The 14,204-nt window shown below is 54.9% G+C and carries 12 protein-coding genes; 3 read left to right on the top strand and 9 right to left on the bottom strand.

The features are described from left to right. Window positions 1-18: 18 nt before the first annotated feature. Window positions 19-1,155: an aldo/keto reductase gene (locus U8T64_RS03270; RefSeq protein WP_322180923.1), complete on the bottom strand. Its 1,137-nt coding sequence runs from the start codon at window positions 1,153-1,155 to the stop codon at window positions 19-21. A 17-nt stretch (window positions 1,156-1,172) separates the two neighbouring features. Further along, on the bottom strand, window positions 1,173-1,415 hold the full coding sequence (locus tag U8T64_RS03275) for a hypothetical protein (RefSeq protein ID WP_322180925.1): 243 nt from the start codon (window positions 1,413-1,415) through the stop codon (window positions 1,173-1,175). Between the two features lie 157 nt (window positions 1,416-1,572). Here U8T64_RS03275 and U8T64_RS03280 point away from each other — a divergent pair, with 157 nt between their 5' ends. Continuing rightward, window positions 1,573-2,466, top strand: coding sequence for a LysR family transcriptional regulator (locus U8T64_RS03280; RefSeq protein WP_322180926.1), 894 nt, complete (start codon window positions 1,573-1,575; stop codon window positions 2,464-2,466). A 329-nt stretch (window positions 2,467-2,795) separates the two neighbouring features. On the opposite strand, the gene U8T64_RS03285 is transcribed toward U8T64_RS03280, so the two are convergent. The 6 genes from U8T64_RS03285 to U8T64_RS03310 all read right to left on the bottom strand — a co-directional run bounded on the left by U8T64_RS03285 (window position 2,796) and on the right by U8T64_RS03310 (window position 9,686). Next, a complete protein-coding gene (locus U8T64_RS03285; RefSeq protein ID WP_322180928.1) occupies window positions 2,796-3,464 on the bottom strand; it encodes a sigma-70 family RNA polymerase sigma factor in 669 nt (222 codons plus the stop codon). 2 nt (window positions 3,465-3,466) lie between these two features. Further along, window positions 3,467-3,898 (bottom strand): anti-sigma F factor, encoded by a 432-nt coding sequence (gene spoIIAB, locus U8T64_RS03290; protein WP_322182006.1) that lies wholly within the window; start codon window positions 3,896-3,898, stop codon window positions 3,467-3,469. A 4-nt stretch (window positions 3,899-3,902) separates the two neighbouring features. Further along, complete coding sequence (locus tag U8T64_RS03295; protein WP_322180930.1) at window positions 3,903-4,220, bottom strand: anti-sigma factor antagonist; 318 nt, start codon at window positions 4,218-4,220, stop codon at window positions 3,903-3,905. Between the two features lie 183 nt (window positions 4,221-4,403). Beyond that, window positions 4,404-4,754, bottom strand: a complete 351-nt coding sequence (locus tag U8T64_RS03300) for a VOC family protein (protein ID WP_322180932.1) — start codon at window positions 4,752-4,754, stop codon at window positions 4,404-4,406. A 10-nt stretch (window positions 4,755-4,764) separates the two neighbouring features. Next, the gene (locus tag U8T64_RS03305) at window positions 4,765-7,389 is read right to left on the bottom strand and encodes a valine--tRNA ligase (RefSeq protein WP_322180934.1); all 2,625 of its coding nucleotides are present in this window, start codon (window positions 7,387-7,389) and stop codon (window positions 4,765-4,767) included. A 545-nt stretch (window positions 7,390-7,934) separates the two neighbouring features. Next, complete coding sequence (locus tag U8T64_RS03310) at window positions 7,935-9,686, bottom strand: S-layer homology domain-containing protein (RefSeq protein ID WP_322180936.1); 1,752 nt, start codon at window positions 9,684-9,686, stop codon at window positions 7,935-7,937. A 405-nt stretch (window positions 9,687-10,091) separates the two neighbouring features. Here U8T64_RS03310 and U8T64_RS03315 point away from each other — a divergent pair, with 405 nt between their 5' ends. Further along, a complete protein-coding gene (locus tag U8T64_RS03315; RefSeq protein ID WP_322180938.1) occupies window positions 10,092-11,903 on the top strand; it encodes an S-layer homology domain-containing protein in 1,812 nt (603 codons plus the stop codon). Window positions 11,904-12,066: 163 nt separating this feature from the next. Here U8T64_RS03315 and arfA read toward each other — a convergent pair whose 3' ends face one another. After that, entirely contained in the window at window positions 12,067-13,587 is a 1,521-nt protein-coding gene (gene arfA, locus U8T64_RS03320; protein WP_322180940.1) for an arabinosylfuranosidase ArfA, read from the bottom strand. 196 nt (window positions 13,588-13,783) lie between these two features. On the opposite strand from arfA, the gene U8T64_RS03325 reads away from it, so the two are divergent. After that, window positions 13,784-14,161 carry a cytidine deaminase family protein gene (locus U8T64_RS03325; RefSeq protein WP_322180941.1) on the top strand — a complete coding sequence of 126 codons (378 nt, stop codon included), beginning with the start codon at window positions 13,784-13,786 and terminating at the stop codon, window positions 14,159-14,161. Window positions 14,162-14,204: the final 43 nt, after the last annotated feature.

The following is a 14,204-nucleotide window of genomic DNA, read 5'->3' on the forward strand; positions in this document are numbered from 1 at the left end:
TCTTTCAAAATACTGTTTTCAGGAAAGCTTCAGCTTCTTCTGAAAATCCTTCATCGCTTCCGAAATTTTAATTTGCTGTGGGCAAACCTTTTCACAGCTTCCGCACCCAATGCAGGCCGAGGGCTGCTTTTCCGCCGGTACCGCCTGCAGCGCCATGGGCGCGATAAATCCGCCGCCTGTAAAGCTGTGCTCGTTGTAAAGACTCAAAAGCGAGGGGATATCCAGCCCCTTGGGACAGTGACCGGTACAGTAGCGGCAGGCGGTACAGGGTAAGATTCCGTCCATCATGCCGCTCGCGATGGAAAGAAGGGCGTTCCATTCCGTTTCCGAAAGGGGCTTCTCCTCCGAGAAGGTGGCAATGTTTTCCCGCAGCTGCCGGAAATTGGACATGCCGGAAAGCGTCACCGTTACGCCGGGAACCGTTTGCAGGAATCGGAAGGCCCAGGCCGGTATCGTTTCCTCCGGGCGCAGGGCCTTTAAGGCTTTTTCCGCGCTTTCCGGCAGCGCCGCCAGCTTGCCGCCCCGCACCGGCTCCATGACCCACAGGGGAAGCCCGTATTCCTTCAGCAGCTCCACCTTGGCCCTGGCGTCCTGCAGGATCCAGTCCACATAGTTCAGCTGAAGCTGGCAAAACTCCATTCCGTCTCCGTAAGCCTCCAGAAACCGTTTGATCACATCATAGCCGCCGTGGGCCGAAAAGCCCAGATGGCGGATCCTTCCCTTTTTCTTCTGCTCCGTCAGGTAGGAATAGATCCCATACGCCTCTTCGTCCAGATAAGCGTCGATATTCATTTCACAAACATTGTGAAAGAGATAAAAATCGAAATATTCCACGCCGCATTTTTCCAGCTGCTTTTCAAAAATCTCCTGAACCTTCGGCATATTGGAAAGGTCATAGCCGGGAAATTTGGTGGCAAGAAAGAAGCTTTCCCGGGGATAACCTGACAGGGCCTTTCCCAGCACGGTCTCCGAATTCCCGTTGTGATAGCCCCAGGCGGTATCGTAGTAATTGATCCCCTGCTCCATGGCGTAGGCTACCATTTCTTTCACAGCCTCCGTGTCAATGACGCCGTCGTCTCCGTTTTTGGTAGGCAGCCGCATGGCCCCCATACCCAGGGCGGAAAGCTTTTTCCCCTGAAAATCCTTATAAATCATTGTATTTTCCTCCGTTTCTATGGATTTTCCCTTTTCTCTTTTTCCAGCAGATACAGCAGGTCATCCAGGCAGTCCAGTTTTTTCTGTTCCCCGTGGATCGCCTCCAGCAAGGCGGCCCGGTGCTTTCTCAGCAGCTTTTTCTGCTCCCGGAAGGCATGCTGGGAACGCAGCCGCAGATATCGTTCGATCAACTCGCTTTCACACCCGGCGTCCTGCAAAATCTGAATCACCGCTTCCCGGGACGCCTGCTTTTCTTCCATGCCGCCTTCACACGCCTTTCTCCGCTCTTCACAGCTGAAATTCTAGCACGCCGCATAAGATATCGCAAATGCTTAGTTTCTATACATGAAATGCTTGACAGGCATATCACACTTTGCTACAATCACATGTATAGAAAGCATTTGGGAGGGCGTTGCCTTGGAGCTGAGAGTATTGCGATACTTTCTGGCGGTGGCCAGAGAGGAGACGATCACAGGGGCGGCAAATCTGCTGCATGTGACCCAACCCACCCTTTCCCGGCAGATCCATGACCTGGAGCAGGAGCTGGGGCAGAAGCTTCTGGTTCGGGGCAGCCACCGGGTATCCTTGACACCGGCCGGCATGCTTCTGCGCAAAAGGGCGGAGGAGATCGTTTCCATGGTGGATAAAACAGAGGGAGAGTTCAGCGCCATAGACACGGAAATTGCCGGAGACGTGTATATCGGCGGCGGCGAGACCCGCGGCCTGTTCCTCATTGCCCAAACCGCCAGGGAGCTGCGGGAGGAATACCCGGGCGTGCGCTATCACCTTTACAGCGGAAATTCTCAGGACGTTGCCGAGCGGCTGGAAAAGGGGCTTCTGGATTTCGGGGTTTTTGTCCACCCCGCCGACCTTTCCCGCTATGAAAGCCTGGAGCTTCCGGAGAAAGAGCGCTGGGGAGTCGTGATACGCAAGGACGATCCCCTGGCGCAAAAAAAGGCCGTCCGCAGAGAGGAGCTTGCGGATCAGCCCTTGATCGTTTCCCGGCAGGCCATGGAGGCAGGGCGCGACAACGCCTATGCCCGCTGGTTTGGAGAGTCCTTTGAAGCGCTGAATATTTCCACCACCTTTAACCTGGTTTACAACGCCGCCCTTATGGTAGAAGCCGGGCTGGGCTGCGCCCTGACCATTGACAGGCTGGTAAATATCTCCCCGGAAAGCGCTTTGACCTTTCGCCCCTTAGAGCCAAAGCTGGAAACGGGGCTGAGCCTTGTGTGGAAAAGGCATCAGGTCTTTTCCGCCGCCGCAGAGGCCTTTCTGGAAAGGCTGAAGAGCAAATGCGCTTCCGCGTGAAATGGGGAATCAGGGAGAGACAGGGCGGTAAATTTTAGTTTAATGAACTAGTCGTTAGCTGTTAGTTGTTAGTCGTTAGAAAAGGGAAAGTTCTCTTTTTTGTCATTCTGAGGAACAAAGTGACGAAGAATCTCGTCCTTAATTCCAGGGCAAAAGGGCAAAGAACGAGATTCTTCGCTTCGCTCAGAATGACAAGAGGGTGGTGTGCAGATAACCGCTAAATTCCAATTTAGCAAGCGACGGCCCTCGCTCCTTCTCATTGCTCATTCCCAATTCCTCTATTGTATAGTAAAAGCCGGGCTCCACATTTTACGCGGATCGCCCGGCTTTTACTTTTCCATAAGCTCCTGCCGCAGATAGAGCAGCAGCTTTTTTTCTCTTCGGCTGACCTGCACCTGGGTCATTCCCAGCAGGCCGGCGGTGACCGTTTGTGTTTTTCCCTGAAAATAGCGGTATTCGAGGAGCTTTTTGTCCCGCTCCTCCAGGGTGTGGAGCAGCTCGTACAGGGTAAGCCGCTCTGTCATTTTTTCCTCCGGGGCTTCCACCGGGATCTCCAGCTCTCCGCTTTCATCACCGCTGAGGGAAACGGGGGCTTGAGAAACGCCCAGCGCCAGCGCCGCCTTTTCCACTGGCACGCTCAAGAGCTTCGCCACCTGGGCCACCGTGGGGCTTGTTCCCTCTTTTTCCCGAAAAGCCTCCTCCGCCTCCCGGGCCTTTTTTCCCAGCTCCTGCATGCCCCGGGAAACGCGAACAGGCCGCCCAACGCGAAACAGCAGGCGGATCTCCCCCAAAATGACCGGCACGGCATAGGTGGAAAATTTCACGCCCCGTTCCCAGTCAAAATGCTCGGCCGCTTTGATCAGCCCCACACAGCCCGCCTGAAACAGATCCTCATACTCCACGCCCTTTCCGGAAAAACGCCGGGCGCACAGGTGTACAAGGCCCATGTTTTCTTCCACAAAGCCGTCGGAGCAATGCTTCGTTTGGCAGACAAGCATAGCTATGCCTTTGTCTCAAAGAGCTTTGTCAGGGTGACGCTGGTGCCCTTGCCGGGCGCAGAGCTCACCCGCACTCTGTCGCAAAAGCTTTGCATCACGGAAAAGCCCAGGCCCGCCCGTTCTTCGCCGCCGGTAGTGTACAGGGGCTCCATGGCCTGCCGGATATCCGAAATGCCGCAGCCCTTATCCCGAATGCGTACCACCGCCTTGCCGTTTTCAAAAAGTTTCACAGTTATGTAAACCATTCCGAGCTTTTCCCGATAGCCGTGTACAATGGCGTTTGTCACCGCCTCGGAAACGGCGGTCTTCAGCTCCGTCAGGTCGGATACCGTGGGGTCCAGCTGGGCGAGAAAGGCCGATACCGCCGCCCGGCCGAAGCTCTCATTCACGGAGTTGGAGGGGAAGCAGATCTGCGTTTGATTCACCGGCTTCATCATGTTATCCCGCCCTCCTTTCTATTGCGGCAATGGATTCTATTCCGGAAAGCTCCACCATCTTATTCAGGTAGGGGGACAACCCGCACAGCACCACATGGCCCTTCCAAAAGCGGTACAGACGCACTCTTCCCAGAATCAGCCCTACGCCGGAGCTGTCCATAAAGGGCACGTCCGAAAAATCCAGACGCAGGCAATAGGGCTTCAGCTTTTGAGAGGTATCGTCGATCTGCTCCCGCATTTCCCTGGCGTTGTGGTGGTCGATCTCCCCGCTGAGCCGGGCGGTAAGCACGCCGTCCTTGTAACTGAGCTGCACGTTCATACGATCACATTCCTTCCAAAATTTTAGTTTTCAGATGGCAGAGCTTCGTGATGTTCCGCAAAAAAGAAAGTCCTGAAAAGAACGGCTTGTCCGCTCTTTTCAGGACTATTTTACTGTGTGAAACACAAATATTTTGGGGAAGCATGTCAAAGGCAAAGAAAAGTTCCTTCCGCTTTTCCTCGTCTATCCGGCAGGAGCAGTCAGCTCTACATGATTTCCCTCGCTGTCTACAAATTCCGAGACCCAGTTATCCCCGATTTTTGTCAGGGGGAAACAAACCGTCAAGCCCTTCAGCTTTCTTTTCAGCGTCTCAAGGTTTTCCACCTTAACACTAGGCAGGCAATTACTGCCAAAAGTGTGCTCTTCCCCCATTTTTTCATAGGCGAAAAGGCCCCACTGAAAACCGCCGACGTGAAAATCGCTGTAGACCTCATCTTTTATCGTAACAGACATTTCAAAAAATTTTTCGTAAAATTCAATCGCTCGATCCATATCCTTCACGCACAGGTAAAGAGAGCCTATTTTGCAATTCATGGACCGTCCCTCACTGAAACGCTTTCAAAGACTCTTCAATCAGGCGCACTTTTTCCCGAAGCTTTTCGGCGTTGTCCCTTACTCCATCGATCACCTTCTGGGGGGCTTTGCCGATAAAGGTTTCGTTTTGAAGCTTTGCTTCGGCATTCGCGAGCTGCTTTTTCGCGCCCTCCAGCTCCTTCCGGAGCCGGGCGGTCTCGGCGGCTTTATCCACCAGGTCGTCCATGGGCAGATAGCCCTTGCAGGCGGCGGTGACCACTGTGACCGCGCCGTCCACGGAGAAGGCTTCTCCGATCTCCAGCCCGCTGCAATAGGCCAGGCGGAGAATGGCCTCCCGCTCTGTTTCAAAGGCGGCGGGGGAAGCGGTTTCCACATACAGATGGGCTTTTCTGGAGGGCGGCACATTCATTTCACTGCGGCGGGTACGCACAGCGGTGATCAGCTCCATGACCTTGGCCATTTCCGCTTCCTCCTCCGGGAAGCAGAGAGCCTTGTCATAAACCGGCCAGGGAGCAACGATCAGAGCCTCTCCCTCGTGGGGCAGGCTTTGCCAGATCTCCTCCGTGATAAAGGGCATAAAGGGGTGCAGCAGCTTTAAGGTATTGCTCAGCACCCACACCAGCACCTGCCGGGTATTTTGGGCGTCCGCCTCATCTTCGCCGTTCATGCGGATCTTGGCGAGCTCAATGGTCCAATCGCAGAAATCGTCCCACAGGAAATCGTAAAGCTTCGCCACGGCGATGCCCAGCTCAAATTTCTCCAGATTTTCCGTCATTTCCTTTGTGACGGACATAAAACGGCTGAGGATCCACTTATCCTCCAGGGAAAGCGTTTCCGGCAGGGCGCAGGGCACGTCTTTTCCATCGATGTTCATGTGAATGAACCGAGCGGCGTTCCAAAGCTTATTGGCAAAGTTCCGGCTGGCGGCCACCTTTTCATCAGAGAAGCGCATATCGTTTCCGGGGCTGTTTCCCGTTACCAGTGTAAAGCGCAGGGCATCCGCGCCGTACCGGTCAATGACCTCCACGGGGTCAATGCCGTTGCCCAGGGACTTGCTCATTTTTCTGCCCTGGGCGTCCCGGACAAGGCCGTGGAAAAACACGGTCTTAAAGGGAGCCTCTCCCATGTGCTCCAGGCCGGAGAAGATCATTCTGGCCACCCAGAAGAAAATGATATCGTACCCGGTAACCAGGGTGTCGGTGGGATAGAAGTACTTCAGCTCTTCTGTATTTTCCGGCCACCCCAGCGTGGAGAAGGGCCACAGGGCGGAGGAGAACCAGGTATCCAGCGTATCGCTGTCCTGCCGCAGATGGCGGCTGCCGCACTTGGGACAGATTTCGGCGTCTGTTTCGGAAACAATGATCTCCCCGCAATCCTCGCAGTACCAGGCGGGGATCCGATGGCCCCACCACAGCTGCCGAGAAATACACCAGTCCTTGATATTGTCCATCCAGTTATAATAGACCTTGTCCATCCGCTCCGGAATGAACTTGATCTCACCGGTTTTCACCGCGTCTACGGCGGGCTTCGCCAGGGGCTCCATTTTCACGAACCACTGAGTAGACACCCGGGGCTCCACCACCGTGTGGCAGCGGGAGCAGGTGCCTACATTGTGCTTTAGGGGCTCGATTTTGATCAGATAGCCGCCCTCGTCCAGGTCCTTCACGATCTGCTTTCTGGCCTCCATGCCGGACAGGCCCGCGTATTTTCCGCCGTTTTCATTGATGGAGCCGTCCTCGTTCATCACGTTGATGACCGGCAGGTCGTGGCGCTTGCCCACCTCGAAGTCGTTGGGGTCGTGGGCGGGGGTGATCTTTACCACACCGGTGCCGAAATCCATTTCCACGTATTCGTCGGCAACAATGGGGATCTCCTTTTCCACCAAAGGCAGGATCACCGTTTTGCCGATGAGATGCCGGTAGCGCTCGTCCGCGGGGTGCACCGCCACAGCCGTATCGCCCAGCATGGTTTCCGGCCGGGTGGTGGCAAGCTCAATAAAGCCGGAGCCGTCCGCCAGGGGATAGCGCAGATGCCAGAAGGAGCCTTCCTTTTCCTCGAAATTCACCTCGGCGTCGGAAATCGCGGTACGGCAGTTGGGACACCAGTTGATGATGCGTTCTCCCCGGTAAATGAGCCCCTGCTTGTAAAGCTTTACAAACACATGGCGCACCGCCTTGGAGCAGCCCTCGTCCATGGTAAAGCGCAGGCGGTCCCAGTCGCAGGAGGAGCCCAAAAGCTTCAGCTGCTCAATGATTCGTCCGCCGAATTTTTCCTTCCAGGCCCAGGCCCGCTCTAAAAAGCCCTCTCTGCCGAGATTCTCCTTCGAGATCCCTTCCTCCCGCATGGCCTCCACGATCTTGGCCTCTGTGGCGATGGAAGCATGGTCCGTACCGGGAAGCCACAGGGCGGAATACCCCTGCATGCGCTTCCAGCGGATCAGAATATCCTGCATGGTTTCGTCCAGGGCATGTCCCATGTGCAGCTGCCCGGTGATATTGGGCGGCGGGATCACAATGGTGTAGGGCTTCTTTTCGGGATCCGGCTCCGCATGGAACCAGCCGCCCTTCATCCAGAAATCGTAAATTCGTTTTTCCACTTCCTGAGGCTCATATGCCTTGGCAAGCTCTGTGTTCACGTTCCTCACTCCTGTTTTATGCCGGGATCAGGATAACCCCTGCCGGCGATTTTTCCATTTTTTCACAAAAGGCGCACGGCGTATCACAGCTCCGCACGTCCTGAACTTTTATTATCTTATTTTGCGTGGATTTTGTCAATAAAAAAGAGAAGAAAAACCTGTTCGGGAAATTTTTGAGATGCTGGGGAATACCAGGGCAATGAGGAATTAGCAATGAGCAATTAAGGGCAACGCCCGGTAAATTATAGTTTAGCACCCTTAGGCTCCACTTACGCAAGTAAGGGGAGCTGTCAGCCGAAGGCTGACTGAGGGGATTGAAACTGGCGATTCTATCCCGCTTTCTGCGTGTGACGATCCCCTCTACCACCTAACGGTGGTCCCCCTCCCCTTGCAAGCAAGGGCAGGCTTTCGCTCACCGCTAAATTCCGAATTTATTAAACTTCGCCCTTAAAATTGCTCATTGCTAATTTCTCATTACTCGTATGGCTGACAACAGAAAAGAAGGCCGCCCTGAACGGGCGGCCTTCTTTGGATATGCTTTCACTTTATTTCTGAGGCAGGTAGGGCTCGCCCAGCTCTACAAACTTTGTAAACACGGTTGCCGCTTCGCTTCTGAGGGTGTTGCCCTTGGGGGAGAAATAGCCCTTGTTGTCCCCCTTGACCAGTCCCAGCGTATAGCATTCATAGACGGCGTTTCTGGCCCAGCGGGAGATGGAGGCGTGATCCGGGAAGGTAAAGCTTTCGAGCTCTTTGTGGGCCTCCAGGGCCTGAGAGATCACCACGCACATTTCTTCCCGGGTGATGGGCGCGTTGGGGCGGAATTTCCCGTTACCGTCTCCCCGCATGACGCCGGCCTCCTTTGCCCAGGCCACCGCCGGGGAAAACCACTTTCCCTCCGGCACATCGGTAAAGGCGGAGCCGCCGTATTCGCTGAGTTCCACGCCCAGCGCGTTTGCCGTGACCAGAGCGAATTCCGCCCTGGTAATATTTTTGGAGGGCTGGAACAGCCCGTTGGTATCTCCTTGAAACAGGCCCAACTGATAAGCCTTTTCCACAGGTTCATAATACCAAGCGCTGCGTTTTACGTCCGGGAAGGTAAGAGACGGGTAATCTTCTCCCTGATAGGTATAGGCCTGCTTGCTTTTGGCGGGGAACGAAAGTGACACCGGCTTCAAAAGCTTATCCTTATCCCCTTCCAGATAAACATTGTAGGGATTTTCCTCCAGATGATCCTTCTGCCTGGAGAAGGCCTCTCCCTCTACTACGGTTTGAGAGCCGACCAGGAAGTAATCGTAGCCAACAGCGTCCGCCTGGCTATCGTCCCAGGTGAGATCCAGATTGTACCATTCCCCATCGTCCATTTTCACATTGTTCCACATATGGGTGGCGCTGGAAGCAAGGGCACAGGGGATATCCAGCAGGCCGCAGACAATTTTAAATGCCTTGGCGTACCCGTCACAGACAGGTTCGTAAGCGTCTCCCTGGATCAGGGCGCTGTAGGCGGTGTGGGCCAGGTTTTCCTTGGGATCTCCATAGGTGTTGACCTGGGCCAGCAGATCGTGGACGGCTTTTACCCTGCTGTAGGTATTGGGGGCGTTTTTTGCCTCCGCGGCGATCTCCTCCGCCCGCTTCAGCATGTCGTTGTGCATATCCCGCTCCAGCCCGCCATATTCTAAATGGAAATCAAAAATCACATCGGTGACCTTGGCAGCGGCGGAACCGGACTGGATCACCTTATAGCCGTATTGCAAATGGGCAAGCCACAAAGCGTCCGGCCTGTCGTAGCGCAGGGCCACGATGGCGGCGCACAGATCCGTATAGATGCCGGATTCTATGGAAGCCGCCGCTTTGGCGGGGACAAATTTCCCTTTGGAAAAAGAACCCGCGATAGAGACCCCGGTCAGCTCCGGGACCCGTGTGAGGACTCTATAATATATCATATTGTTGTGCTGTACCTGAGCGGAAGAAAGCAGACGGTCTATTGTAATGGCCTCCAGCGCGTCATAGCAGGCTTTCTGTCGGGCGGTGAGCTGCCCATACATATCTCCGCCGTCATAGGAAACGGCGGGCGCGCGGAATGCTCTTTCGTCACTGAGAAGCGGGTCGCCGCCTCCCAGCGTTTCCCGGTTTTCCAGCACGGCATCATAGCCGCCCTCTCCATCCTCTGTCCGCTGAACCTCTACCTCCACGGGCAGAGCCTCCGCATTTTCCCAGGCCAGTGCGCTTACCGGCACCATGCTGAGAAGCAGCGCGGCGGCAAGCAGCAGGCTCATCAACTGAAGTTTCAGATTTTTCACATGCAGCGCCTTCCTTTCCCTATATGCTTTTATTATCTATGAATCCCGGGGTAAAGTCAATCTCAATTTTTCAGCCGCTCCTTTCCTTTTTCACCAAAAGCCGCCCGGGCAGGATGTTCAAAGATCAAAAGCAAGGTATTTCGGTAAGGGGAAGAAATTGGCAAGGGAAGTGGAAAACTCCTTTTCTCTCAGGAATTCCCTGGATTTCCGGAAACCTGCGTTTCCGGAAAAACGCAAAGAAATTGTGAATTTTTTCCAAGCGGGTTGCAAAATGAAACAAGGCGTGATAGAATGTAACCAATTTGTAACCTTTTGGTTGTCCCTCTCCCTTCTTGAATAAAGAAGCGGGACAGCCGCAGCTTATTCAACTCATTCTATATTTTTTGAAACGCGAGGGAATCACCCATGATACGAAGCTTGACAAAAAAAGGAACGCTCAGAAGCCTCTGTCTTCTTCTGGTACTGGCGCTGGTATGTGCCGCCGGGCTGCTGCCCGGTCAAAGCGCCTCCGCCGCGGAGACGCCCACTTCTCTGGGAATGGCCGCCCACGGCATCAAGGCCCATCGGGACGGCTGGCTCTACATTTCCGGCGGCAAGGGTCAGACGGTGGGCAATACCAGGGGTTCGGACTGTGCTGGCCTGCTCTACGCCTATTTCTCCGATGCAGGGGCCTTGGGTAACTGCCGGGGCGGCGCCACCAGCCAGGTGGAGGACAACTGCGTTTTTTCCAACGACATCAGCGAGGGAATTCCCAACATTCACGGCCTGGCACTGACCATGCCGGATTATTACGATCCCGGCACGGGCATTTACGGGCACATCGGCATTTATATCGGCAATAACGAAGCCGCAGATAACAGCGATTCGCAGTACAATATGCGCCGGGAGCCGGTGGTGGGCAGCGGCAGAAACTGGACCGCCTGGCATGTTTTTGACAACGGCATGAAATACCCGGTGGAGGGCTGGTACGAGCTGGACGGAAAGCTTGTCCATTATACCAGCTATGAGTACGACACCGATACCACGGTAGACGGTTATCGAATCGGCAGCGATGGGTACGCTTATACCGCCGCCGGGGAATATGTTCCCGTAAACCGCGTAACGCTCAGCACCCGTTACGCCTCCGCTTCTCAGGTGGCCGCTTATCTGCGCGCCAGGTACAGCGGCAAGGACAGCACCTATGAATTGATCTACGGCGGCTCTCAGGGCAATGATGAGCCCGCCGCCTATAACGGTAAGATCACCGCCAACAGCGTTCGCCTGCGGCAGGCGGCCACTACAAAATCGGAGATCGTCACCACGCTCTCCAAGGGTACTGGCGTAGATATTCTTGACGAGGTCACCGGAGAAAAGGTCACGGCAGACGGTGTTTCCACCGATAAATGGTATTCCGTCATTACCTCCGGCGGATTTTCCGGCTATGTCTGCTCTCTTTACGCGGAGCGCGTTTCCAATGTTCCCGCCTCCGGCGCTCCCGTGATCGAAGCGGCGGGCGGCTATGTCACCATGACAGCCGGGGCCGGCGCGGATATTTATTACACGGTGGACAACACCCAGCCCGATCAGAATTCCACGCCCTATACCGGGCCCATTTATATGACCGGCTGTACCTACAAGGCCATAGCCATGAAAAGCGGCGTAAAAACTCCCGTTTCCACCGCTACCGTTCTTTCCGACAGCAGCGTGTTCACCGATTTTACCACCAAGGACTGGTTCTACAGCGCGGTGGACAAGGCGGTAGAGGCGCAGATCTTCCGGGGCAACGGCAACGGCACCTTTACTCCCAACGGCAAGATCACCCGGGCACAGTTTGTAATGGCCCTGGCGAATCTTGACCGGGTGGATCTTTCCCTGTACGACAAAGGGACAAGCTTTACCGATGTGAAGAACCCAGCCTCGCAAATGACCAGGGCTATCGCCTGGGCTTCTGAAATGGGCTATGTGCACGGCTTTACGGACAACACCTTCCGTCCCAATGCCGTGATCAGCAGAGAGCAGATGTGCGTGATCCTGGCCCAGTACGCTGGGCTGGAGAGAAGCGCTTCCTCCGCCGCTTTCGCGGACGACAAAAAAATCAGCTCCTGGGCGAAAGAGGCTGTATACGCCTGCCGGGACAACGGCCTGATCAGCGGTGTGGGCGGCAATAAATTCGACCCCAAGGGAACCGCTACCCGGGCGGAAGCCTGTGTGATCACCACCAGGTACTACAACAGCTGAGTTTACAAAAGTTTCATAGTTTGATTCTCCTTTTTACCGCGCCCGCCGGAGTGATCCGGCGGGCGCGGTTTTTTTAGTAAATCATCTCAATTATCACTTAAAGCGGCAAAGAGCCGCCGGAAGCTCCGGCGGCTCTTTTATACCCTGATATGGTACGCTCTTCTCAGCTCTTTTTCAAACGGATCACGTTCCAGGAAGCGGGAGCCAGACGGCTCTTCAGAAGGCCGTTGTCCTGCTGATCCCGGTCTGTTACGGTTTTCGGCGTGACTGCCTGGTTTTCCGCGGAGTTTACCGCGAAGAAATCAGGATGCTCCAGCACGATATGCTCTGTGAGCCGATACCCGGGGAAGCTTCTCAAATCTGTTTCCAGCGTGATGCTCTCGGAAAGATCACGGTTCACGGCAAATACCGTCAACTCCTCCCCTTCGTCGTTCCACACCGCCGCGGATTCCACATCGGTCACATCGGTGAAATCCATGGTATCGTGGCGGGAAGAGCGAAGAGCCGTATCCAGCGCCACGCCCCTGCCGTATTGGGAGGCGTGAAGATAGGGATAGAAAATGGTCTGCTTCCAGGCGGGGCCATTTTCCTCCGTCATAATGGGGGCGATCACATTTACCAGCTGGGCAAGACAGGCCATGCGCACCCTGTCGGAATGCTTCAGCATGGTGATGAGCATCAGACCCACCAGCAAAGCGTCCTCAAAGTCATACTGATCCTCCAAAAGGTGGGGGGCCACCGCCCAGGGGCGGTTCTTCATGGTATCGTCGTCCTCGGCGTTGGCGTGGAACCACACATTCCACTCGTCAAAGCTGAGCATCATATCTTTTTTGGCCCGCTTTTTCGCCTTGACAAAATCACAGGTGGAGATCACCGTTTTGATAAAGTGATCCATATCGTCAGACTGGGCCAGGAAATTGGCGGTATCGTGGAAGCGGTTGCCGTAATAGGTATGCAGGGAAATGAAATCCACGCTGTCATAGGCTTCTTCCAGCACGGTAGCCTCCCACTGGGGGTAAGTGGGCATTCCGGTGTTGGAGCTGCCGCACACCACCAGCTCCAGAGAGGGATCGATCTGCTTCATGGCCTTGGCGGTCTCGTCTGCCAGGCGGCCGTATTCCAGAGCGGTCTTATGCCCTGTCTGCCAGGGGCCGTCCATCTCGTTGCCCAGGCACCACACCTTGATGTTGTGGGGTGCTGAAACGCCGTGGGAAATGCGCAGATCGCTATATTTCGTGCCGGAGGAGTGATTGCAGTATTCCAGCAGATTACAGGCGGCCTCAATGCCTCGGGTGCCCAGGTTCACCGCCATCATCACATCGGTTCCGGCCTTTTTCGCCCAGCTGGAAAACTCGTTGACGCCCACCAGGTTCGGCTCCGTGCTTCTCCAGGCAAGCTCCAGCCTGCGGGGACGCTCCGCCACCGGGCCGACGCTGTCCTCCCAATAAAAATTGGAAACAAAGTTGCCGCCGGGGTAGCGGACAATGGGCACGCCGATCTCCTTTACCAGCTCCAGCACGTCTTTGCGGAAGCCCTCCTCATCGGCGCTGGGGTGCTCCGGCTGATAGATGCCGCCGTACACCGCGCGGCCCAGGTGCTCGATGAAAGAGCCGTAAATACGTTTATCGACCCGGCTGATTTGAAAATCCTTGTCCAAGGTGATCCTGGCAAATTTTTTCTCCATAAAATTTATGTTCCTTTCCCTGTGATACTGTGGCTTTTCTTTTCCTAATCATAGCCGGAAAATCTCCAAAAGTCAATTCATGTTTTGTAAAATATGCCAAAAAAGCAAGACTATTTTTGGAAAATCCAGTGCTTTCTTTTTCGGAAAAAGTGCGCTATGCTTATTTCATTGAAATCGTAGGTAAGGAGCTGGTCAAATGGAGTTTACCGAGCTAAAAGCCGCCGCGCTGGAGGTTTTGAGTCCCCGGAAAATTTCGGAGGATATTGAAGCCGGCGGAGTGGCCGCCGCCCTTGTAACAGACCGGGGGACCGTTTATCGGGGCGTATGCATCGATACCGCCTGCAGTATGGGCTTCTGCGCGGAGCATGCCGCTATTGCCGCCATGATCACCGCCGGGGAAAGCCGGGTGGAAAAGATCGTAGCGGTAGGCTGGGATCACCAGATCATGCCCCCTTGCGGGCGCTGCCGGGAATTTTTAATGCAGCTTGGAAACCCGGACTGTCAGGTTCTGGTAGAGGAAGAAAGGGCTGTTCCCCTCAAAGAGCTTCTTCCCTGTTATTGGAAAACCGACTGATTTTAAGGCTATCTCTCAAATTCAACTTTGGAAAGGAAGATTG

Origin of the sequence: Neglectibacter caecimuris (assembly GCF_034335015.1) — a bacterium.
Taxonomy (GTDB): domain Bacteria; phylum Bacillota; class Clostridia; order Oscillospirales; family Acutalibacteraceae; genus Acutalibacter; species Acutalibacter caecimuris_A.